The organism is Planomonospora sp. ID67723 (assembly GCF_015711605.1).
Taxonomy (GTDB): Bacteria; Actinomycetota; Actinomycetes; order Streptosporangiales; family Streptosporangiaceae; genus Planomonospora_A.
This window is the reverse complement of record NZ_JABTEZ010000006.1, coordinates 328,397-346,999: the sequence shown is the minus strand read 5'-3', so window position 1 is coordinate 346,999 and position 18,603 is coordinate 328,397. Positions and strand designations below refer to the sequence as shown.

Genomic DNA, 18,603 nt, shown 5'->3' with positions numbered 1-18,603 from the left:
GAAAAGCGCACAGCGGGTTCCTCCCTCGGGGTCCTCGCCCCGGGTCGTCGTCGGACGCGACGGCTGGAGTCTCCTGGCTCCCGGATCAGTGCTCCCCCCGGCCTTCCCACCCGTCCGGGCGGTGGCCGTGGTGGGGTTCGCTCCCCGGTCACAGTGGCGGGACCGCGCCGGATTCGCACCGGCTTCCTCCCTCTGCCATCGATCACCATGAGACTACGGCAGACCGATCCTCACAAGAAACTGGCATTAGCATCCCCTCCGTGGTCAATGTTGACTTATCCGGACGAACCCGGCTTGACGCATGTCCGGGAGCCCTCCAGGTCCATGCCGCCGCCGACGGGGGGCTGGCGCGCGTCCGGGTTCCCGGAGGCAGACTCACCGCAGCCCAGCTGCGCGAACTCGCCCGGGCCGCCGCCGGGCACGGTACGGGCGTCATCGAGCTGACCTCCCGGGCGAACGTCCAGGTGCGCGGTCTGCGAACCGGGACGGGCACCGGGGGCGTTCCGGAGGACGGCGAGCGGCTCCCCGAGCCGGACGCACGGATCCCGTCCGGATTCGCGGCCCGGATGGCGCGCGCCGGGCTGCTGCCCTCTCCCACCCACGAACGGGTCCGCAACATCCTGGCCTCCCCGCTGACCGGCTGCGACGGGGCGGGCACGGTGGACGTCGGCCCGCTGGTCTCCGAACTGGACCGGCTGCTGTGCGCCCGTCCCGCCCTGGCCGCCCTCTCCGGCAGGTTCCTGTTCGCTCTCGACGACGGGCGGGGGGACGTCGCCGGGCTCGGCGCCGACGCCGGGATCCTTCCCGTCGGCGCGGACGGGACCGGACTGGTCGTCGCAGGTGCCGACAGCGGCCTTCGGGTTCCCCTCGACGCAGCGGTGCCCGCCCTGCTCGCCGTGGCCGAGGCGTTCCTCGCGGAGCTCGCGGAGCTCGCGGATTCGGCCGACCGGGAGGTCACCGCCTGGCGGATCAAGGAGCTCCCGGACGGCCCCGCCCGCGTGACGGCCCGCGTCCGCGCCGCTCTGAGCGCGCGGGTCCGGGAGCCGGTACGGCTCCGCCCCGCCGTCGCGGGGCCACTGGGCGTCCTCCCCGGCCGGGACGGCCGCGTCGCCCTGGGGGTGGGGGCGCCGCTGGGACGCCTGACCTCGGCCCAGGCGGAGCTGCTCGCGGACCTCGCCGGTTCCGCCTCTCCGGACGGCGCACGCTCCGGCGGCGAGGTACGGCTCACGCCGTGGCGCGGAGTGGTGCTTCCCGGTCTGGCCGGCCACGAGGCCGGCGCGGCGATCACCCGGCTGGCGGACGCCGGGCTGGTCACCGGCCCGGGGTCGCCGTGGGCCGGTGTGAGCGCCTGCACCGGCCGTCCCGGCTGCGCCAAGTCCCTGGCCGACGTCCAGGCCGACGCGGCTCTCGCGGTCGCGGCCACCGCCGGCTCCGGCTCCGGGCACGGGGGCGGTACGCTCCCGGTGCACTGGGCGGGCTGCGAACGGCGCTGCGGTCGCCCCAGGGGGCGGGTCGTGGAGGCGGTCGCGACCGGTGACGGCTACCGGGTGGAGCTGGGCGGCCAGAGCCTGGCCTGTGCGGACATCGAGCAGACCGCGGCCGCGGTGGCGGCCGCCAGAGGGGAAAAGTGATCGACTACATCCGCGACGGCGCGGAGATCTACCGCCGTTCCTTCGCCACCATCCGCGCCGAGGCCGACCTCGCCGGGCTGCCCGGGGACGTCGCCCAGGTGGCGGTCCGCATGATCCACGCCTGCGGCATGGTGGATCTCGTCTCCGACCTCGGCTGGTCGCCCGGCGTCGTCGCGACGGCCCGGACCGCGCTGCGCGCCGGGGCCCCGGTGCTGTGCGACGCCATGATGGTGGCCTCCGGGGTCACCCGCCGCCGCCTCCCCGCCGGGAACGACGTCGTCTGCACGCTCGGCGATCCGCGGGTGCCGGAGCTGGCCGAGCGACTGGGCACCACGCGCAGCGCCGCCGCCCTGGAACTGTGGCGGGACCGCCTGGAGGGCTCCGTCGTCGCGATCGGCAACGCGCCGACCGCGCTGTTCCGGCTGCTGGAGATGGTCGAGGAGGGCGCCGGGCGGCCGGCCGCCGTCCTGGGCGTCCCGGTCGGCTTCATCGGCGCCGCCGAGTCCAAGCAGGCTCTCGCCGAGCATCCGGCGGGCCTGGAGTACCTGGTCGTGCACGGCCGCCGCGGCGGCAGCGCGATGACCGCCGCCGCCATCAACGCGATCGCCTGCGAGGAAGAGTGAGATCGGTATGACTGACCAGATTGCGGGCCGGACTGCGGGCACGGCGGGGCGGCTGTGGGGAGTGGGGCTCGGGCCCGGCGATCCGGAGCTGGTGACGGTCAAGGCGGCCCGGCTGCTCGGCGAGGCCGACGTGATCGCCTACCACAGCGCGCGGCACGGCCGGAGCATCGCCCGCTCGGTCGCCGCGCCGTACCTCCGCGAGGGCCAGATCGAGGAGGCCCTCATCTACCCGCTCACCACGGAGACCACCGACCACCCCGGCGGTTACCAGGGAGCGATCGACGACTTCTACGCCGAGTGCGCGCTGCGGCTGGCCGCCCACCTGGACGCCGGGCGCGACGTCGTGGTGCTGTGCGAGGGCGACCCGCTCTTCTACGGCTCCTACATGCACATGCACAAGCGCCTGTCGCACCGGTACGTCACCGAGGTGGTCCCCGGCGTGACGTCGGTCAGCGGGGCGGCGGCGGTCCTCGGGCGGCCGCTGGTCGAGCGGGACGAGACGTTGACGATCCTGCCGGGCACCCTCTCCGCCGAGGTGCTGGCCGAGCGGCTGGCGGCCACCGACTCGGCGGCGATCCTCAAGCTCGGCCGGACGTTCACCAAGGTCCGCGGGGCGCTGGAGAAGGCGGGCCGCCTCGGCGAGGCCTGGTACGTGGAGCGCGCCACCACCGGCGCCCAGCGTCTGGCCCCGCTGGCCGAGGTGGACCCGGACAGCGTGCCGTACTTCTCGCTGGCCCTGATCCCCAGCCCGGTCAACGCGGCGATGCCCGCACCGGATGCCGGACCGGCCCGTACGGCGGACGCCGGGACGGACGGCCGGGGCCTGTCCGGTGAGGCCGTCCGGGCGAGCACGGCGGGCACGGCCGGGCGGGGGGCCGGGGCCGGCGAAGTCGTGGTGGTCGGGCTCGGCCCGGCGGGGAGGCCGTGGCTGACCCCGGAGGCGCAGGAGGCGCTGGCCGCCGCCGACGAGCTCGTCGGGTACGGCCCCTACCTGGACAGGGTCCCGCCCAACCCGCGCCAGCGCCGCCACGCCACCGACAACCGGGTGGAGGCCGAGCGGGCCGCGCACGCGCTGGAGCTGGCCATGGCCGGGTCCCGGGTCGCGGTGGTCTCCTCCGGCGACCCCGGCGTGTTCGCGATGGCGAGCGCCGTGCTGGAGGTGGCCTGCGAGCCCCGTTTCTCCGGGGTCCCGGTACGGGTGCTGCCGGGCCTGACCGCGGCGCACGCCGTCGCGAGCCGGGCGGGCGCGCCGCTGGGGCACGACTACTGCGTGCTGTCGCTTTCGGACCTGCTCAAGCCGTGGGACGTGGTGGCGGGACGGATCAGCGCGGCGGCCAAGGCCGACCTGGTGCTGGCGATCTACAACCCGGCGTCGAAGAGCCGGACCTGGCAGGTGGCCGCCGCCCGCGACCTGCTGCTGGAGCACCGTGCGCCGCAGACCCCGGTCGTCATCGGCCGGAACGTCGGCGGGGCGAAGGAGAGCGTGACGGTGACCACCCTCGCCGACCTGGACCCGGCGGCGGTGGACATGCGCTGCCTGCTGCTGGTCGGCTCCTCGACCACGCGGGTGGCCGACCGGGGTGACGGCCGCCGGGTGGTCTTCACCCCCCGGCGCTACCCGGCATGACCCGCCGCGCTCCCCACGGCCTCCAGCCAGCCGGCCGCCGCTTCGACGGTCTGCACCGCGGGCACGCCCGCGGGCACGGGCGGGCGCCGTACGACCACGACCGGCAGGCCGAGCTCGCGGGCGGCGTGCAGCTTGGCCGTGGTCATCCGCCCGCCGCTGTCCTTGGTGACCAGCACGTCGATCCGGTGCTCGCGCATCAGGGCGAGCTCGCCCTCGACGGTGAACGGGCCCCGGCTGAGCAGCACCTCCACCCGGCGCGGGAGCGGGGGCTCGGGCGGGTCCACCGAACGGGCCAGGAACCACAGCCCGTCCAGCCCCGCGAAGACCGGCAGGCTGCGGCGTCCGGTGGTGAGGAAGACCCGCTCCCCCAGGGCGGGCAGCAGCTCGGCCGCGGCCTGCAGCGACGGCACCGGACGCCAGTCGTCGCCGGGGCCCGCCTCCCAGCCGGGCCTGCGCAGGATCAGCAGGGGAAGCCCTGTCATCCGGGCCGCCTCGGCCGCCGAGGCGCTCATCCGGGCGGCGAACGGGTGCGTCGCGTCCACGACGGCGCCGATCCGGCGCTCCGCCAGCCAGGCCGCGAGCCCTGCGGAGCCGCCGAAGCCGCCCTCGCGCACCTCGCCCACCGGCAGTTTCGGATCGCGCACCCGTCCGGCCAGCGAGGACACCACATGCGTCCCGGGCCGCCCGTCGAGCGCGGCGGCCAGCCGCCGCGCCTCGTCGGTACCGCCCAGCACCAGGACGTTCAGCACCCCGCCACCTCTCTCCCGCCTCCTGCCCCGCGGAACGGCCGGGGCCTTCCGCGTTCCCGCAACTCTGGGACACCATTGCGGCCCCGCAACTCTGGGACACCATTGCGGCCCCGCAACTCTGGGACACCGTACCGGCAGGCGGACGGACCGTGAGCGCGCCCCTGCGCCACGGCTGGACCACCGGCGCGTGCGCCACCGCGGCGACCACCGCCGCCTACACCGCGCTGCTGACCGGCGGCTTCCCCGACCCGGTGGAGATCACCCTGCCCCGGGGACAGCGCCCGGCGTTCGCGCTGGCCCGCGAGGGCCTGACGGACGGTACGGCGACGGCCTCGGTGGTCAAGGACGCCGGTGACGACCCCGACGTGACGCACGGCGCGCTGATCTCCTCGACGGTGCGGCACGGCGCCCCGGGCACCGGCGTGGTGTTCGCCGCGGGTCCCGGCGTGGGGACGGTCACCAAGCCGGGCCTGCCGCTGGAGGTGGGCGAGCCGGCGATCAACCCGGTGCCCCGGCGGATGATGCGCGAGCACGTGGCCGCGGTGGCCGCCCGGCACGGCGGGACCGGGGACGTGGTCGTGGAGATCTCCGTCGAGCACGGCGAGGAACTGGCCAGGAAGACCTGGAACCCCCGGCTGGGCATCCTGGGCGGGCTCTCCATCCTCGGCACGACCGGAGTCGTGGTGCCGTACTCGTGCTCGGCCTGGATCGACAGCATCCGCCGCGGGATCGACGTGGCCCGCGCCGCGGGGTACACGCACGTCGCCGGGTGCACCGGGAGCACCTCGGAGCGGGTCGCGGCCGAGCTGTACGGCCTGCCGGAGGACGCCCTGCTCGACATGGGCGACTTCGCGGGCGCGGTGCTGAAGTACCTGCGCAGGCATCCGGTCCCCCGGCTGACGATCGCGGGAGGCATCGGCAAGCTGTCCAAGCTCGCCGACGGCCACCTCGACCTCCACTCGGGCCGCTCCCAGGTCAGCCCGGAGCTGCTCGCCGAGCTGGTACGCGAGGCGGGCGGGGACGGGGAACTGGCCGGGCGGGTCCGTGCCGCCAACACCGCCCTGCACGCCCTGCGCCTGTGCCAGGAGGCCGGCCTCCCGCTGGGGGACCTGGTCGCCGCGCGTGCCCGCCGTACCGCCGAGGGCGTGCTCCGGGGGGCCCCGGTCGCCGTCGACGTCGTGGTCATCGACCGTGCGGGCGTGATCGTCGGCCGCGCCTGACGGTGCTCGCCCGGGCCACCGCGCCTCGAATCCGCACCGGGCTCGGCGGCGGGCGTTTCACCCTGTACAGCCGTTGAGACCGGACTAGGATGCCCTCGAACTAGTGTCCGATGCCCGTGGATGCGAGGCAAGGACGTCGCCGCCCCCGCCGCCCGGCGTCACGAGCCTTGAGAAGGAGCGATCGCATGACCGAGTCCGCGACCCACACCCTTGAGGTGCCCGGTGCCGTCGTCCGCTACGACGTACGGCAGGCAGAGGGGGACGCCGCGCCGATTCTGCTGATGATCGGATCGCCGATGGACGCCAGCGGGTTCACCACCCTGGCCGGGCACTTCCGGGACCGTACGGTGGTGACCTATGACCCGCGCGGGGCCGGGCGGAGCGAGCGGACCGACCGCGGCGGCGAGTCGACCCCCGATCAGCATGCGGACGACCTGCGCCGGCTGATCGACGCTCTCGGCGGCGGGCCGGTGGACATCTTCGCCAGCAGCGGGGGCGCCGTCAACGCGCTGGCGCTGGTGGCCCGGCACCCGGAGCAGGTCAGCACGCTCGTGGCGCACGAACCGCCGGCCGTCCAGGTCCTGCCGGACCGGAAGCAGGCGCTGGCCGCGGTGGCCGACATCCGCCGGACGTACGAGCGGGACGGCTTCGGACCGGCGATGGTGAAATTCATCGCGATCACCAGCCTGCGCGGAGAGGTTCCGGCCGACTTCGCCGGTCTGCCCGTTCAGAGCCCGGCGGATTTCGGGATGCCGACGGAGGACGACGGCTCCCGTGACGACGTGCTGTTCGGGCAGAATCTCATGACGTGCACGCACTACGAGCACGACTTCGACGCGCTGCGCGGCGCGTCGACCCGCATCGTCGTCGCCGTCGGAGCCGAGTCGGAGGAGACCCTGGCCTACCGCGCGGGCGTGGCGGTCGCCGAACGGCTCGGCGTGGAGCCGGCGGTCTTCCCCAGCCACCACGGCGGTTTCCTCGACGGTGAGTTCGGCATGAAGGGAGACCCGGACGCCTTCGCCGTCGCGTTGCGCCAGGTCCTGGCCGAGTAGGACCGCGACCGGCGGCGATCCGAGCGGGCCGGGGTGCCGAGGTCGTCCGCCCTGAGGGGATGCGCGCCCCGCCCGATCGACTGCTCGGCCGGGAAGCCGAACCGGCGCTCGACCCGGCTGGCCGCCACGAGGCGAAAAGGCCGCGGACCGCACCGGATGAAGGCCCCGGTACGGCGGACCACGACCCGGCCCGGTTTCCCACCGGCCTGTTATGACCGGAATCGACAGGGAACCGAGGGGAGGGTAGAGGAAAACCGCAGGCAGGAGTGACTATGAGGGAGCACGCGCCGGAGCACGATCCTCATTCGCGGTTCGAGGACGAGGGGATTCCGGATCTGCAGGACGGCACTCCGCAGCAGCAGTGGGCGGTGGACCCGCAGGAGGCTCCGCTGCCCGGGGACCGGCCCATGGCCGTCGACGATTTCGGGACCACCGTCGACGAGCAGATCCAGGGCGAGTCCCTGGAGGGCCGGATCCGCAGGGAGGAGCCCGAGGAACAGCCGATGTTCGGGGTCGCCGACGAACCGGCCGGCGGGCCCCGCGGTGACCGGGACGACCTGGAGATGGGGTCCGAACCCCGCCAGACGGCCGAGAGCGGCCTGGGCGTGGGCTCCGACCTCGACACCGACTACGAACCGGACACCGGTGTCGACCAGGACTGGCCCGCCCAGCCCGAAGAGCCGTCGGGCGCCGTCTGGGACGAACCCCGCCAGGCGGGCCGGCTGGTCGCCCCCGATGAGGGCGTCCGGCAGGACACCGAGACCGACCTGGTAGCCGAGGAGGTGGGCCCGGACGCGGGCGGCTACTCGGCGGAGGAGGCCGCCATGCGGGTGGAGCCGGAGTGAGCGGCGCGCGGGACGGCCGTCGAGCGGGAGGGAGCACCGTGAACGAGGACAAGCGGGAGAAGGAAAGGGAGAGCCTGAAGGGCACCACCTTCGACCCCGAGCTGCACAACATGGGCGGCGACATCGGCCCGGCGTCGATCCGCGGCTCCAACGCCAAACCGGGTGGGCGCCCCGATGACGACGCCGAGCCCAAGAGCGGCTGGTCCCGGTCGATGGGGTACGTCGCCGGCCGCGACGACGAGCAGCCCGGGACGGCGGGCTCGGACGAGAAGGCGGTGGGCGCGCGGACCGACGAGATCGAGGGGCACACCGAGACGGTGGCCGGCCCGAGCCCGCGTCCCATGCCCGGGGACGAGGGCGAGCCCTTGGACAACCCGGACGCCGGACGCCGGGCGAAGGGCCCGGTGGAGGGCGGTCCGGGCGACGACGGGCCTCTGCCTGGCCGTACGGCCTCGCCCGCCGGCGGGCAGGTGGGAGCCGACCTGGACTGGGTCGCCTCCGACGAGGAGGATCCGGACGCCGGATCCGGCCGGACGGCGGAGGACGACGGCGGCTACCTGCCCGGCGAGGGGACCGGCCGCCCCGTCACCTGAGCGCGGACGGGTGCGGCGGCGCGGCGGAAGCGGCCGGCACTCCGCTGCGCGGCCCGCCCGAGGCAGGCGTGCCCGCAGAACCGGCGATCAGGGGGTCAGGCCGTGTCGCCGTCCGGCGCCCGCCTGCGCGGCAGAGCCCGGCGCCGGTCGCGAAAGCGCCTCAGCGCAGCGTGATCCCCTTGATGATCCCGGCCAGTTCCGCGACGAGCGGCTCGCTGGCCATCACCGTGATCACGACTCCCTTCCGCTCGACCCAGCCGGCGTACCGTCCGTGACCCAGCGCGCCATCTCCTTCCTTGGTGAGCACCGTGCGCCCGCCGATCCTGATCTGCCGCATATCGTCCGAGAAGGTTCCCTCGACGAAGGGGACCCCGCTCAGCTGGGCCGGTCGGGCGGCTTCGGGCCAGCACGCGACCCGCACCCACAGCAGCCTGTGCGCCCGATCGGTGTCGTCGCGGTCGTCGGACCAGACATAGCCGTACTCACCCAGGCCGTCGTGCTTGTAGACGTTGACCCGCCCCCAGGAGAAGCCTTCCGGGATGCGGCCGACACGAAGCCCTCTGACCGCCTTCGCACCCCTCGGCGGCCGGTCGACCCGGTTCTTCGCGGATCGCTGGACGTCGGCCTCGGCAGGGACCGGACAGGCGGACTCCGTGCCGGCCCGGGCCGGTGATGCGGCCACGATGCCGCCCATGGCCAGCGTCAGCGCGGCCAGGGCCTGACATGTTCTTCTCATGGATCGTTTGGACTGCGGCGCGCGGCGAAAGGTTCACCGTTCGGGGTCCGGGCGTGTCATCGGAGAGCGGCGGGCGCCTGCGACGGTCAGGGCCTCGCGGTCAGGAGTCCCGCGGTGGGTCGGGGTGGCCGGCGGCTCGTTCGGGGAAGGGGCCGAGTCCGGCCAGGTAGCTGCGGCCGACCGCGACCAGGATGAGCGAAGACGTGCTGCGCGATTAGTCGCGCATGATTCGCGAGACCGCTCGAGACGAATGCACACCGAGCACGGATTCTCCGATTTCCGCCTTCCCGTTCCAGCCTTCCGATGAATCGCCGAGAACCGGTCCCGCGGAAGACGAAGGAGAGATTTCACTTCTTGCTTCGCATCCCGCTCCCTCAACAACAGACAAGCTGCCGACCTGGGTATATGCAACCCCATGAACCGCCTGTACCGTCGCGTCGATGGGCGTGGCGGCCATTCTCCCCACCCATTTCCTCCGGCTTGCGCCTCAGGCGAATCTTTCCTCTCTGTGCAATAGGACGCAGATCGGGAGCCACTCCCGGGCTGTACTGGATTCGGGTCAGGCACCCGCGGTGAATCACCGTCGCGGGTGCACCACCATCGATGCACCAGAGAGGCAGAAATGTACCCGAACACAGAAACGCACCCGAACGCGGCGATCACCGCTCACCGGCGGTCCCGCTCGATCCGCAGGACCGTGGCCCAGGCGCTGGCCGTCGGCGCGCTCGCGGCCGTCTCGGTACTGGCGCTGGGCGGCTCCGCGCACGCCGCCACCGGCGTCACCGTCTCCGGGAGCACCTTGCTGGTCAACTCCGGAAACGTCGCCGACCGCATCACGATCAGGAAGCTGGGCACCGTCCCCGACTTCTTCGAGGTGGCCAACACCGCCGACTCGATGACCGCCGGCGGCACCTGCACCAAGATCACCTCCACCACGGTCAGATGCCCGGTCATCGGGGTGAACGGCATCCAGGTCAGCACCCAAGGCGGCGACGACATCGTCACCAACTCCTCCGGCGTGAACCTGCGCGGGTTCATGGGGGCGGGCGGCGACGAGTACACCGGCGGCTCCGGCAGGGACATCGTCAACGGCGACGACGGTGACGACCTCCTGCGCGGCGGCGGCGGCAACAACGACATCGTGAGCGGAGACGCCGGGTTCGACCGCGGCAGCGGCGGCCCGGGCGTCAACGACGTCTGCGAGACCGAGTTCCGCAGCAGCACCTGCGAACTCTGACACCGGGGCCGGCCCAGGCGCCGGGCCGGCCCTCGTCCATGGGCCCGCCGCACCCGGCCCGCCACCGTCCGGACGCCGCGGACAAGGACGGCCGCCTCCAGAACCTCCAATCGTCAACTGTGGGTTGACGATCGGTGTTCGTCAACCTATGGTTGACGCATGACGGAACCCACACGCACGACCAACGCAGTACGGCTCGACGACCTGATCGAGGCCATCAAGAAAGCGCACTCCGGCGCCCTCGAGCAGCTCGCCGGTGCGGTCGTCGCCGCCGACTACCTCGGGGACGTGGCCGACCATCTGATCGGCCACTTCGTCGATCAGGCGAGGCGCTCGGGCGCGTCCTGGACCGACATCGGCAGGAGCATGGGGGTCACCAAGCAGGCGGCCCAGAAGCGCTTCGTGCCCAAGGCCTCCGGCGAACCGTCCGGCCTCGACCTCGACCAGGGGTTCACCCGGTTCACCCCGCGGGCGAGGAACACCGTGATGGCGGCGCACAACGAGGCCCAGGCCGCCGGCAACGACGAGGTCCGCCCCGAGCACCTCGTGCTGGGACTGCTGAGCGAGCCGGACGGGCTCGCCGTGAAGGCGCTCGTCGCACAGGGGGTGCCGCCGGAAGCCGTCCGGCAGGCCGTGACCGCGGCGCTGCCCGCGGGGGTCGACCGGGTGCCCGGCCTCATCCCGTACGACTCCGGGGCGCGCAAGGTGCTGGAGCTCACCTTCCGGGAGGCCCTGCGGCTGGGTCACAACTACATCGGGACCGAGCACATCCTGCTCGCGCTGCTGGAGCTCGAGGACGGCACCGGCGTGCTCGCCGGCCTCGGCGTCGACAAGGCGAGAGCCGAAGCCGACATCGCCGCAGCCCTGGCGGCCTTCGTGGCCGCCCAGAAGCAGGAGTGACCTCCGAGCGGCGTCGGGCGGATCTCCCGGGCGGCCCGGAAGATCCGCCCCGCGGACGGCCCCCGGGTCCGGCGGCCGTCAGCCGAGCCGCTTGTAGAAGAAGCTGCAGTCCCGCAGGCGGCCCGCCGGGTCGGCGGCGTAGTCGGGGACGACGCCGTAGCGGGTCCAGCCGGCGGAGCCGTAGAGGCTCTCCGCGTGGCTGCCGGTCTCGGTGTCCAGCAGCAGCAGGGACACTCCGGCCTGGACGGCCGCCCGCTCGGCGGCGGTGAGGAGGTCGCGCCCCACACCCCGGCCGCGGGCGTGCCGGTGGACCATCAGCTTGACGACTTCGGCGCGGTGCCGTCCGTTGGCCTTGCCCTCGAAGGCCAGACTGACGGTGCCGTTGACGCCTTCAGGGCCGCGGGAGACCCAGACGACGAGGCTGCCGTCGGCCACGGCGGGCGCCCGGGTGTGCCACCAGTCGGCCGCCGAACTCCGGTCGAGGGACGCGAGGAAGCCGAGGGAGGCGCCTCCGTCGACGGCGTCGGCGAGGAGCTCGGCGAGCTCCTTCACGTTGTCGCGGAAGTCGCCGGCGGACAGGCGGGTGATCGTGTGCGTCATGCGGATCCTTCGCTGGTCACGGCAGGACGACCATCAGGGCGTAGCGAACCGGTTCGGAGCCCGGGCAGCGGAAGCGCGAGCGGCCCCACAGACGGAACCGCAGGCAGTCACCCGCCCGGACCCGGTGCGCGTGGCCGTCGGCGGTGACCTCGAGCGTCCCGTGCAGCACCCAGATGTGCTGCTCCAGCCCCGGTACGGGCGGCCCCTCGTAGGAGATGTCCGCGCCCGGGCTCAGGACTCCCTCGATGATCTCGCCGCGCAGGCCGGCGTGGGGTGGGGACACCGAGCGCCGGACGAATCCCGACGCCTCGTCCCGCCACACCGTCTGCTCCCCCGCGCGCACCAGCAGCGGCGGCTCCGGCTCCACCTCGGCCAGGAGCCTCGACATCGTCCGCCCGTAGGCGGCGCACAACCTGCCCAGCAGGGCCGCCGTCGGGCTGATCTCCGCACGCTCCAGCCGAGACAGGGTCGAGCGGCTCACTCCTGTCCGCTGCGCCAGCTCCTCCAACGACCAGCCACGCTCCACCCGGAGCTCCGCGAGGCGGGCCGCCAGCCGGACCTCGACTTCCTCGGGCTCGGGCCCCGGGGACGGCCCAGTCCTACCTTCTCTCACATGAGAGACAATATCCCAAATATGGGACACCTCTCCATGGCGGTGACCGTTGACGCGGCGTCAGGTCACGCGAACATGCGTGCCGGTGGGCCCGGTACCCCACGCCGCCTCTCTTCGCGGGTCGGGTGCTCCCAGCCGGCGACGATCCCGGCGGCTGAGGCGGTGACCCCCGTTCGGGGTGCCGGCTTTACCTCCTTCACCCCCGCCTTTCCTGCCCTGGGGTCATGGGCCGGATCGACCACCAGCGCCGACGTCCGCGAGTTCCTCAGCTCACGGCGGGCGCGCCTCACCCCGCAGCAGGCAGGGCTACCCGTCTACGGCGGCAACCGCCGCGTCGAGGGACTGCGGCGGAAGGAGGTCGCGATGTCGGCGATCGTCAGTGGCCGTGGCGCTTGCTGCTCCGTCGCCGGTACTCGTTCTTGTTCGCCCCCGACGGGGTCTTGTGGTCCGAGCCAGCCTTGGCGCTGGGGCGGTTCGGGTCCGTGGCCGCCTTGGACCGGGTTCGCTGCTTGGCGTTCGGGTCCGATGAAGTCGACTTCTGCTTGTTCATGTCCTGGGTGTACCCGCAGGGCCGGGATTCTTTCGGCAACCGTCTCCGCCAGCTCGGCACTGGCCCCTGCGGCCTCGCGCATGACGTCCGACCTGCGGTCTTCCCCTCGTAACGTGGAGACCGAACCGGAAGGGTTCAGTGGCAGCAGCCACGCGACGGCGCTTTGATCCGGGGTTCCGAGGAGCCCCCAGCAGGAGGTGACCACCGGATCCCGGCGCAGGCCCTCCCGGTGCGCTGCGGCCGGAGGCCCCGGGCGGGGGCCCGGACCGGGTCCGCACGAGCGGTCAGCGGCACTGGAGCACGGCGCCCGCCCTGGGCGTGACGGCTCCGTAGTAACGGACCTTGGCACAGTTGACGGTGTTGCCGTCGACCACGACGTCGGTGATCGGAGCGCCCGCCGCGTCGGCCCTGATCGCCAGGGCGTCACGGTCCCCGATGCCGCTCACCCGGTTGCCGGTGATCTCGACGGTCGCCAGCGGCTGGTTCTGGATCGACTTCACGTAGATTCCGCCCGCGCAGCCGGTCACGGTGTTGCCGGTGATGCGGACGTTCTTCGCGTTGAGCGTGCCGATCGCGTCCCAGCGCGTGTTGGCGACGGTGTTGTTCTCGATGCGGACGTTGGCGTGAACGTGACCCGCGTAGGCGGTGTGGGAGCCGGTGAACTGCCCCCACCCGGCCTGTGATCCCGAGGTGTCGCAGACGTTGCCGGTCAGCAGGATGTCCCGGCAGGGGGTGCGGTCTTCGAGGCCGGCCCAGGCGGTGCCCTCGGCCGCCAGGTCGAGCTGGACGGCCTCGCCGTGCCACAGACCCACACCGGGATCGGCGATCCAGCCTTTGAGGGCGCAGCCGCTGACCGTGCCGCGCCGGACGGCGTTCAGCTCGATCGCGTGCCACCACTTGACGTTCCAGATCGTTACGTTCCTGACCAGCACATCGCTGGTGTGGACGAAGGTGAGCACATTCATCGCGGGAGCCTGGGAGAGCACGCCACGCTGGACGAAGTCCCAGACCGGATCCCAGCTGCCACCTGTGACCGCGATGTTGCCGCGCCCGGAGTAGCCGCCGGTCGTGTCGGCGACCGAGTTGAGCAGCATCGTGTGCTTCACACCGGTGGCGGGGAAGCGGGCGACGATCCTGGCCTCGGTGGCGTCGAGATGGGTGCCGCCATGGATGATCAGCGGTCTGGTGAGCAGGTAGGTGCCCTTGGGCACCTTGGCGATGCGACGGCCGGCCGCGTCCGTGGTGCCTGCGCCGTCGCGGGCGGCGTCGAGCAGTCTCTGGATCACCGAACCACTGACGTAGTCGGGCAGCGCGGTGGGACCGGCGGCGCCCAGCGTGCCGGCGACGGCGACCCCCGCGGCGCCGCCGAGGAAGGCCCTTCGATTGATCATTGCTTTGAATCGCCTCCGATTGAAAGGACGGGGCCTGGCCGTATGCCGTTCGTTGCCGCTCTGGTCGCGGATGCCGTAGCGATGTGAAACAGCCGGGCGATCAGCTCGGCGATCCGGACCAGAGTCCAGCGCCGGCCTTCCGGCCGACCACGCCTGGCCGGTTCGGCCTGCAGTTCGGCTTCCAGCCGGCCGGGCTTCTGGAGACCGGCTCCCGCAGCCCCCTCCGGACTTCCAGGTCCGGCGCCAACGGCTGGCCGGACCGATGGGACCCGCGGCTGCCGGGCCGCTCGCGACATCCCGTTCGGGGACATATGGCCGCGCGTAGCCGTACCACCTCATGTCGGGTGTCAGCCGGCCATCCTCGAGATATCCCGTGAACTCGATATCAGACATCGGTTTATGGAGCGGACATGAACGACTCCGGTCATCTCACTTTCGAGTCACAGCACGTTGCGGGACCGCCTCCGGCCCCAGCCGCCGTCGAGGCAGTCCCACCGGACGGCATAAGCACCGTTGGCGGCACCGGAATTATCGGTCACCAGAAACTTGACGCTGCCGCCGTTGGCGACTCGAATTGTTTCGCTTACGGGAAGCCGTTCATCTGAGGAACTCACTCCCGCTTCGGCCGCCGGCGCCTGCGGCGCCTGTGTCGTCACCACTGCGGACGCGACGGCGGGGCGGACACCGCAGGGAAAACTTGGGCTGTCTCATCGGGTCCCTCCAGTGGGCGAGGCCTGCTGAACGCGTCTTTCCCGGCGAGCCGGCGGAGCACGCCCATTTCCGTCTCTTACCCGATGGCCGTTCAGGGAATTATCGAGAACTTTAGGGGAGGAAAGTCAGAGAAGCCATACCGCGCTAGTTTGAAAAACTCCTCCACCTAGTGGTGTACACGCCCCCTGACCGCTCCTCCTCGCCAGCGAAGAAGAGGCGTACCAGCACGTACGGGACCGGCGGCCGGCCCCGGCGCACACCACTGGGGTCTGACCGACCAGGCCCCAGGTGGTGCCGATAAACCGGGCGCTGCACCGACAGGCCCAGCTCGCGCGGCAGCCGCACGGCCGATGCCACCGACAGGGCGGTCCCGCGCCAGGCGGCGATCACCAGCGCCACCAGTGCCCGAGTCCGCAACACCACCACGCTGCCCGGCACCTGCCAGGGCGTCCCGGCGGTTGCCGTGGACACCCCGAATCCAGCTGGGATCCGCGCAGTCCTGTTCAGAGGATGAAAAGGGGGCACTGTGCTGACCTGTCGGCTGCGATGCAAGCCCGACCAGGCCCACCGCAGGTTGTCCGGAATCACCGTGCGATTTCGGGACTATAGAGAGCCTCGCCGAACGATCAAGCCCCCAGACACCAGTCGACAGGCGTCATGTCGGCGCGGTACCAGACACACGGCCAGTAGCTGTCATCGGGGAAGTAGCGGCCGCTGACGTCCTGGAAATGGACTTCGAAGTCCGCCGACCGGTACACGATCAGATTGGTGGGCACTATCGCGTCGGGGAGGCCCGCCCGCTCCTCCTCGGATTCGGTGCCGTCGACGCACCTGTTCCAGAGGAAGTCGGTGCCGGCGCGGCTGATGCGGTCGAACGCCGCCAGAAGCCGGTGGGTGTGCGGAAGCAACTCGGCGACCTTCTCCGGTCCGGCATGATCGAAGCCCACCCACAGGTCCCGGCCCGCGGCCGGGACCTGCACCGTGCCCTGCACGACGTCGTCGATGTGGTGCCCGCCCAGCATGGGCTCGGCGAGTGACGCGTACGTGCCCGGCGGTGGCGGATGAGGCGGCAGCAGGTGGGTCGCCAGGAACGCCTCTTCGAGGTGTTCCTGGTAGGAGGGATTGTGCTCCGCAGGAAGGATCTTCGGGTAGGCCGCGAACTGCCGCGGCGTGCCGTGCACGGATCGTCCGTCGGTGCTGGTCAGGATGAAGTGTTCGCGGTCGTGGTCGATGCGGTGCACCGGCCACGAACGGGGCAGTTCCACGCGCGTGATGCCACGCGGGTATGCGAGCGTTCCCTGCTGTGTTCCGTCGGCGGTGACCTCCACCAGGAACACGCTGCACAGCTCGGCGGCGATGCAGAAGACGCCGTCCGGTCCGGCAAGATCCCGCACTTGTGTGTCATCCCCGTTCAGCGCCGCGGCGAAGACGCTGCAATCAGGCGTGATCGGTTTCACCCGGCCAGGATAGTTGTCCGGCACCGGTCGTCGCGTGCCGTGACCCCTGGCGGGCACCCGGTTGGTGGGCTCTGGCCCCCTCTCGATGACGGGTGGCCTTGTGCGAGAAAACCCGTCCAGGAGAAGCCTGGATGCGGGTTTCGGCCTCCTACGGGTGCGTTTCCTGTCGCCTGGCGACCGCTCTCCCTCACCCCCGCTACCGCAGTCATCGAAAGTGGACCAGAGCCCGAGTTCCGGCGCCAGATGTCGCTGAATTCGGGCGCCAGCGAGATCTTGCCGATCTCGATGTTCGTGAGTTTCGGCGCCACCGTCACCTGGGACGCCCTCGCCCGTCGTCGAACGGGCTCCCCGCTCACCCATGGTGACGAGCCGCTCGGGCGGCCCGCATCTTGTCTGCGGTAGGTAAGGGCGTTGCCATGTGACGCCGAGCCGCCGTAGCAGCTTGATGCGAGTAATCAAGTTGACACTTTATAAAGCAGATGTTTGAGTATCTGCATGGGAACCATAGTCGAGGATCAGCAGCTCGATGCCCTGTTCACAGCGCTCAGCGACCGCACCAGGCGAGACATCGTGGCCCGGCTGAGCAAGGGCGAGGCGACGGTCAAAGAGCTGGCGGAGCCGTACGCCATGAGCATGCAGGCCGTGTCGCATCACATTCGGGTGCTCGAGCGGTCCGGCCTGATCAGCCAGGGACGGCACCGGCAAACCCGGCCATGTCGGCTCGAACCCGCGGCGCTCGAGGCCGCGCTCTCATGGGTCGAGGAGAGCCGGCGGGCGTGGTCAGACCGGATGGACCGGCTAGAGACGCACCTCGCCCGCCTGCAGGAGGGCGAGAATCAGTGAACGCCGACGAACTCGTCTACCGGCGGGTCTTCCGCGCGCCGCGCGAGCTGGTGTGGCGGTGCCTCACCGAGCCCGCCGAGCTCGCGCGCTTCTGGGGCCCGAGCGGCATGGCCACGCCGATCGACGGCATCGTCGTCGAACTTCACCCCGGTGGCCGGTTCGAGACCCTGATGCTCGGCGAGTACGGCAGCCATCGGATGGTTGCCACCTTCACCGAGATCGTCCCGCCCGAGCGGCTTGCCTGGGTCGAGTCAGCGACCGGGATGCACACCACCAGCACGCTGGAAGACCTCGGCGATGGCAGAACTGCGGTCGTCATCCACCAGCGCAACGTACCCGAGACGATGCGTACGCCCGAGTCCCGCGCTGGCTTTCTCACCTCCCTCGACAAGCTCGAGGAACATCTGGCTCACCTCATACAAGGGGAGCGATCATGACCGACCTGCAGTCCTGGGTGGCGCCGACCTACAGTGGGCTCGCCGATTCCCTCGCCGCCGCGCCCGTCGAGACGTGGGACGCCTCGTCGCTGTGCGAGAAGTGGCTGGTGCGCCATGTGATCGCGCACGTGACGATGCCGATGCGGCTGACTCCCGAGCAGTTCGGGGCTGAGATGGCGGCGGCCGGCGGCGACTTCACCGTACTTTCCGACACCGTGGCCACGCGGGACGCTGCGCTGCCCGTCGCCGACCTCCTCGTCCAGCTCCGATCGCCGAGACTGCACGCGTGGCAGCCGCCGGGCGGCGGTGCAGCCGGCGCACTGAGCCATGCCGTCATTCACTCCCTGGATGTGACGATCGCGCTCGACCGGCCCGCGATCGCACCGGCAGAGGCTGTGACCGCCGTCCTCGATCAGCTCACCGCCGCAAACGGCACCTTGTTCGGCATCGACCTGACCGATGTCCGGCTCGAGGCCGCCGACACCGATTGGAGCTGGGGAAACGGCCGGCTCGTTCGCGCCGACAGCGGCTCTCTGGTGGCACTTCTGAGCGGCCGAGCCCTGCCCGACGGCCGGACACTGCCCCACGGCTGACACCCAGGGCCGACACACCCTCCCGTGGGGACCAAGGGCATATGTCTGCAACGTCCAACACGGCCTCCACGTTGGCCCGATGTCCGCTCATCGGTAAAAGTACGCATCGACCCATCGTTCACCATCACGCTGCCGCCCACGGAGAGTGGCCTCGCAACCCTGCGCTAACCTCGTCGCTGCCTTAGCCATGGTCAA

The 18,603-nt window shown here is 71.8% G+C and carries 19 protein-coding genes and 1 riboswitch; of the genes, 12 read left to right on the top strand and 7 right to left on the bottom strand.

Annotated elements, in window-relative coordinates:
- Positions 1-44: 44 nt before the first annotated feature.
- Positions 45-243: riboswitch (cobalamin riboswitch) on the bottom strand.
- 17 nt (positions 244-260) lie between these two features.
- The 3 genes from HS041_RS36210 to HS041_RS36200 are packed head-to-tail and all read left to right on the top strand — an operon-like array spanning position 261 to position 3,881.
- The gene (locus HS041_RS36210; protein WP_196445392.1) at positions 261-1,631 is read left to right on the top strand and encodes a ferredoxin-like domain-containing protein; all 1,371 of its coding nucleotides are present in this window, start codon (positions 261-263) and stop codon (positions 1,629-1,631) included.
- Positions 1,628-2,254 (top strand): precorrin-8X methylmutase, encoded by a 627-nt coding sequence (locus HS041_RS36205; protein ID WP_196445391.1) that lies wholly within the window; start codon positions 1,628-1,630, stop codon positions 2,252-2,254. The genes HS041_RS36210 and HS041_RS36205 overlap by 4 nt, the downstream gene beginning before the upstream one ends.
- Positions 2,255-2,261: 7 nt before the next feature.
- The gene (locus tag HS041_RS36200) at positions 2,262-3,881 is read left to right on the top strand and encodes a precorrin-2 C(20)-methyltransferase (RefSeq protein WP_196445390.1); all 1,620 of its coding nucleotides are present in this window, start codon (positions 2,262-2,264) and stop codon (positions 3,879-3,881) included.
- Here the strand turns inward: HS041_RS36200 and HS041_RS36195 are convergent.
- The gene (locus HS041_RS36195; protein ID WP_196445500.1) at positions 3,869-4,627 is read right to left on the bottom strand and encodes a cobalt-precorrin-6A reductase; all 759 of its coding nucleotides are present in this window, start codon (positions 4,625-4,627) and stop codon (positions 3,869-3,871) included. The genes HS041_RS36200 and HS041_RS36195 overlap by 13 nt on opposite strands.
- Before the next feature lie 152 nt (positions 4,628-4,779).
- Between HS041_RS36195 and HS041_RS36190 the strand changes: the two genes are divergently transcribed.
- From HS041_RS36190 to HS041_RS36175, 4 genes are all read left to right on the top strand, one after another.
- Positions 4,780-5,850, top strand: coding sequence for a cobalt-precorrin-5B (C(1))-methyltransferase (locus HS041_RS36190; protein WP_196445389.1), 1,071 nt, complete (start codon positions 4,780-4,782; stop codon positions 5,848-5,850).
- 185 nt (positions 5,851-6,035) lie between these two features.
- On the top strand, positions 6,036-6,902 hold the full coding sequence (locus HS041_RS36185; RefSeq protein WP_196445388.1) for an alpha/beta fold hydrolase: 867 nt from the start codon (positions 6,036-6,038) through the stop codon (positions 6,900-6,902).
- A 272-nt stretch (positions 6,903-7,174) separates the two neighbouring features.
- Entirely contained in the window at positions 7,175-7,747 is a 573-nt protein-coding gene (locus HS041_RS36180; protein ID WP_196445387.1) for a DUF5709 domain-containing protein, read from the top strand.
- 38 nt (positions 7,748-7,785) lie between these two features.
- On the top strand, positions 7,786-8,340 hold the full coding sequence (locus HS041_RS36175; RefSeq protein ID WP_196445386.1) for a hypothetical protein: 555 nt from the start codon (positions 7,786-7,788) through the stop codon (positions 8,338-8,340).
- Between the two features lie 160 nt (positions 8,341-8,500).
- Here HS041_RS36175 and HS041_RS36170 read toward each other — a convergent pair whose 3' ends face one another.
- Complete coding sequence (locus tag HS041_RS36170) at positions 8,501-9,076, bottom strand: hypothetical protein (RefSeq protein ID WP_196445385.1); 576 nt, start codon at positions 9,074-9,076, stop codon at positions 8,501-8,503.
- 622 nt (positions 9,077-9,698) lie between these two features.
- Here HS041_RS36170 and HS041_RS36165 point away from each other — a divergent pair.
- Positions 9,699-10,313: a hypothetical protein gene (locus tag HS041_RS36165; protein ID WP_196445384.1), complete on the top strand. Its 615-nt coding sequence runs from the start codon at positions 9,699-9,701 to the stop codon at positions 10,311-10,313.
- Positions 10,314-10,472: 159 nt separating this feature from the next.
- Positions 10,473-11,213, top strand: coding sequence for a Clp protease N-terminal domain-containing protein (locus HS041_RS36160; RefSeq protein WP_196445383.1), 741 nt, complete (start codon positions 10,473-10,475; stop codon positions 11,211-11,213).
- Between the two features lie 78 nt (positions 11,214-11,291).
- Here the strand turns inward: HS041_RS36160 and HS041_RS36155 are convergent, their stop codons facing one another.
- The 5 genes from HS041_RS36155 to HS041_RS36135 form a co-directional block, all read right to left on the bottom strand.
- Positions 11,292-11,813: a GNAT family N-acetyltransferase gene (locus HS041_RS36155; protein WP_196445382.1), complete on the bottom strand. Its 522-nt coding sequence runs from the start codon at positions 11,811-11,813 to the stop codon at positions 11,292-11,294.
- 16 nt (positions 11,814-11,829) lie between these two features.
- Positions 11,830-12,426 carry a helix-turn-helix domain-containing protein gene (locus HS041_RS36150; RefSeq protein WP_196445381.1) on the bottom strand — a complete coding sequence of 199 codons (597 nt, stop codon included), beginning with the start codon at positions 12,424-12,426 and terminating at the stop codon, positions 11,830-11,832.
- Positions 12,427-12,802: 376 nt separating this feature from the next.
- Complete coding sequence (locus HS041_RS36145) at positions 12,803-12,976, bottom strand: hypothetical protein (protein WP_196445380.1); 174 nt, start codon at positions 12,974-12,976, stop codon at positions 12,803-12,805.
- A 284-nt stretch (positions 12,977-13,260) separates the two neighbouring features.
- Positions 13,261-14,367, bottom strand: a complete 1,107-nt coding sequence (locus HS041_RS36140; protein WP_196445379.1) for a right-handed parallel beta-helix repeat-containing protein — start codon at positions 14,365-14,367, stop codon at positions 13,261-13,263.
- Positions 14,368-15,704: 1,337 nt separating this feature from the next.
- Positions 15,705-16,535, bottom strand: coding sequence for a hypothetical protein (locus tag HS041_RS36135; protein ID WP_196445378.1), 831 nt, complete (start codon positions 16,533-16,535; stop codon positions 15,705-15,707).
- A 495-nt stretch (positions 16,536-17,030) separates the two neighbouring features.
- Here HS041_RS36135 and HS041_RS36130 point away from each other — a divergent pair, with 495 nt between their 5' ends.
- From HS041_RS36130 to HS041_RS36120, 3 genes are read left to right on the top strand one after another with little or no spacing between them, the layout of a single operon-like run.
- Positions 17,031-17,378: an ArsR/SmtB family transcription factor gene (locus tag HS041_RS36130; RefSeq protein WP_196445377.1), complete on the top strand. Its 348-nt coding sequence runs from the start codon at positions 17,031-17,033 to the stop codon at positions 17,376-17,378.
- Complete coding sequence (locus tag HS041_RS36125; protein WP_196445376.1) at positions 17,375-17,815, top strand: SRPBCC family protein; 441 nt, start codon at positions 17,375-17,377, stop codon at positions 17,813-17,815. Before HS041_RS36130 ends, HS041_RS36125 begins: the two co-directional genes overlap by 4 nt.
- On the top strand, positions 17,812-18,408 hold the full coding sequence (locus HS041_RS36120; protein ID WP_196445375.1) for a maleylpyruvate isomerase family mycothiol-dependent enzyme: 597 nt from the start codon (positions 17,812-17,814) through the stop codon (positions 18,406-18,408). The genes HS041_RS36125 and HS041_RS36120 overlap by 4 nt, the downstream gene beginning before the upstream one ends.
- Positions 18,409-18,603: the final 195 nt, after the last annotated feature.

What these genes read in the sequence shown, in the direction of transcription:
- HS041_RS36200 (WP_196445390.1), top strand. Translation starts at nt 2,262, where the DNA reads ATGACTGACCAGATTGCGGGCCGGACTGCGGGCACGGCGGGGCGGCTG.
- HS041_RS36185 (WP_196445388.1), top strand. Translation starts at nt 6,036, where the DNA reads ATGACCGAGTCCGCGACCCACACCCTTGAGGTGCCCGGTGCCGTCGTC.
- HS041_RS36180 (WP_196445387.1), top strand. Translation starts at nt 7,175, where the DNA reads ATGAGGGAGCACGCGCCGGAGCACGATCCTCATTCGCGGTTCGAGGAC.
- HS041_RS36170 (WP_196445385.1), bottom strand. Translation starts at nt 9,076, where the DNA reads ATGAGAAGAACATGTCAGGCCCTGGCCGCGCTGACGCTGGCCATGGGC.
- HS041_RS36165 (WP_196445384.1), top strand. Translation starts at nt 9,699, where the DNA reads ATGTACCCGAACACAGAAACGCACCCGAACGCGGCGATCACCGCTCAC.
- HS041_RS36160 (WP_196445383.1), top strand. Translation starts at nt 10,473, where the DNA reads ATGACGGAACCCACACGCACGACCAACGCAGTACGGCTCGACGACCTG.
- HS041_RS36155 (WP_196445382.1), bottom strand. Translation starts at nt 11,813, where the DNA reads ATGACGCACACGATCACCCGCCTGTCCGCCGGCGACTTCCGCGACAAC.
- HS041_RS36145 (WP_196445380.1), bottom strand. Translation starts at nt 12,976, where the DNA reads ATGAACAAGCAGAAGTCGACTTCATCGGACCCGAACGCCAAGCAGCGA.
- HS041_RS36140 (WP_196445379.1), bottom strand. Translation starts at nt 14,367, where the DNA reads ATGATCAATCGAAGGGCCTTCCTCGGCGGCGCCGCGGGGGTCGCCGTC.
- HS041_RS36130 (WP_196445377.1), top strand. Translation starts at nt 17,031, where the DNA reads ATGGGAACCATAGTCGAGGATCAGCAGCTCGATGCCCTGTTCACAGCG.
- HS041_RS36120 (WP_196445375.1), top strand. Translation starts at nt 17,812, where the DNA reads ATGACCGACCTGCAGTCCTGGGTGGCGCCGACCTACAGTGGGCTCGCC.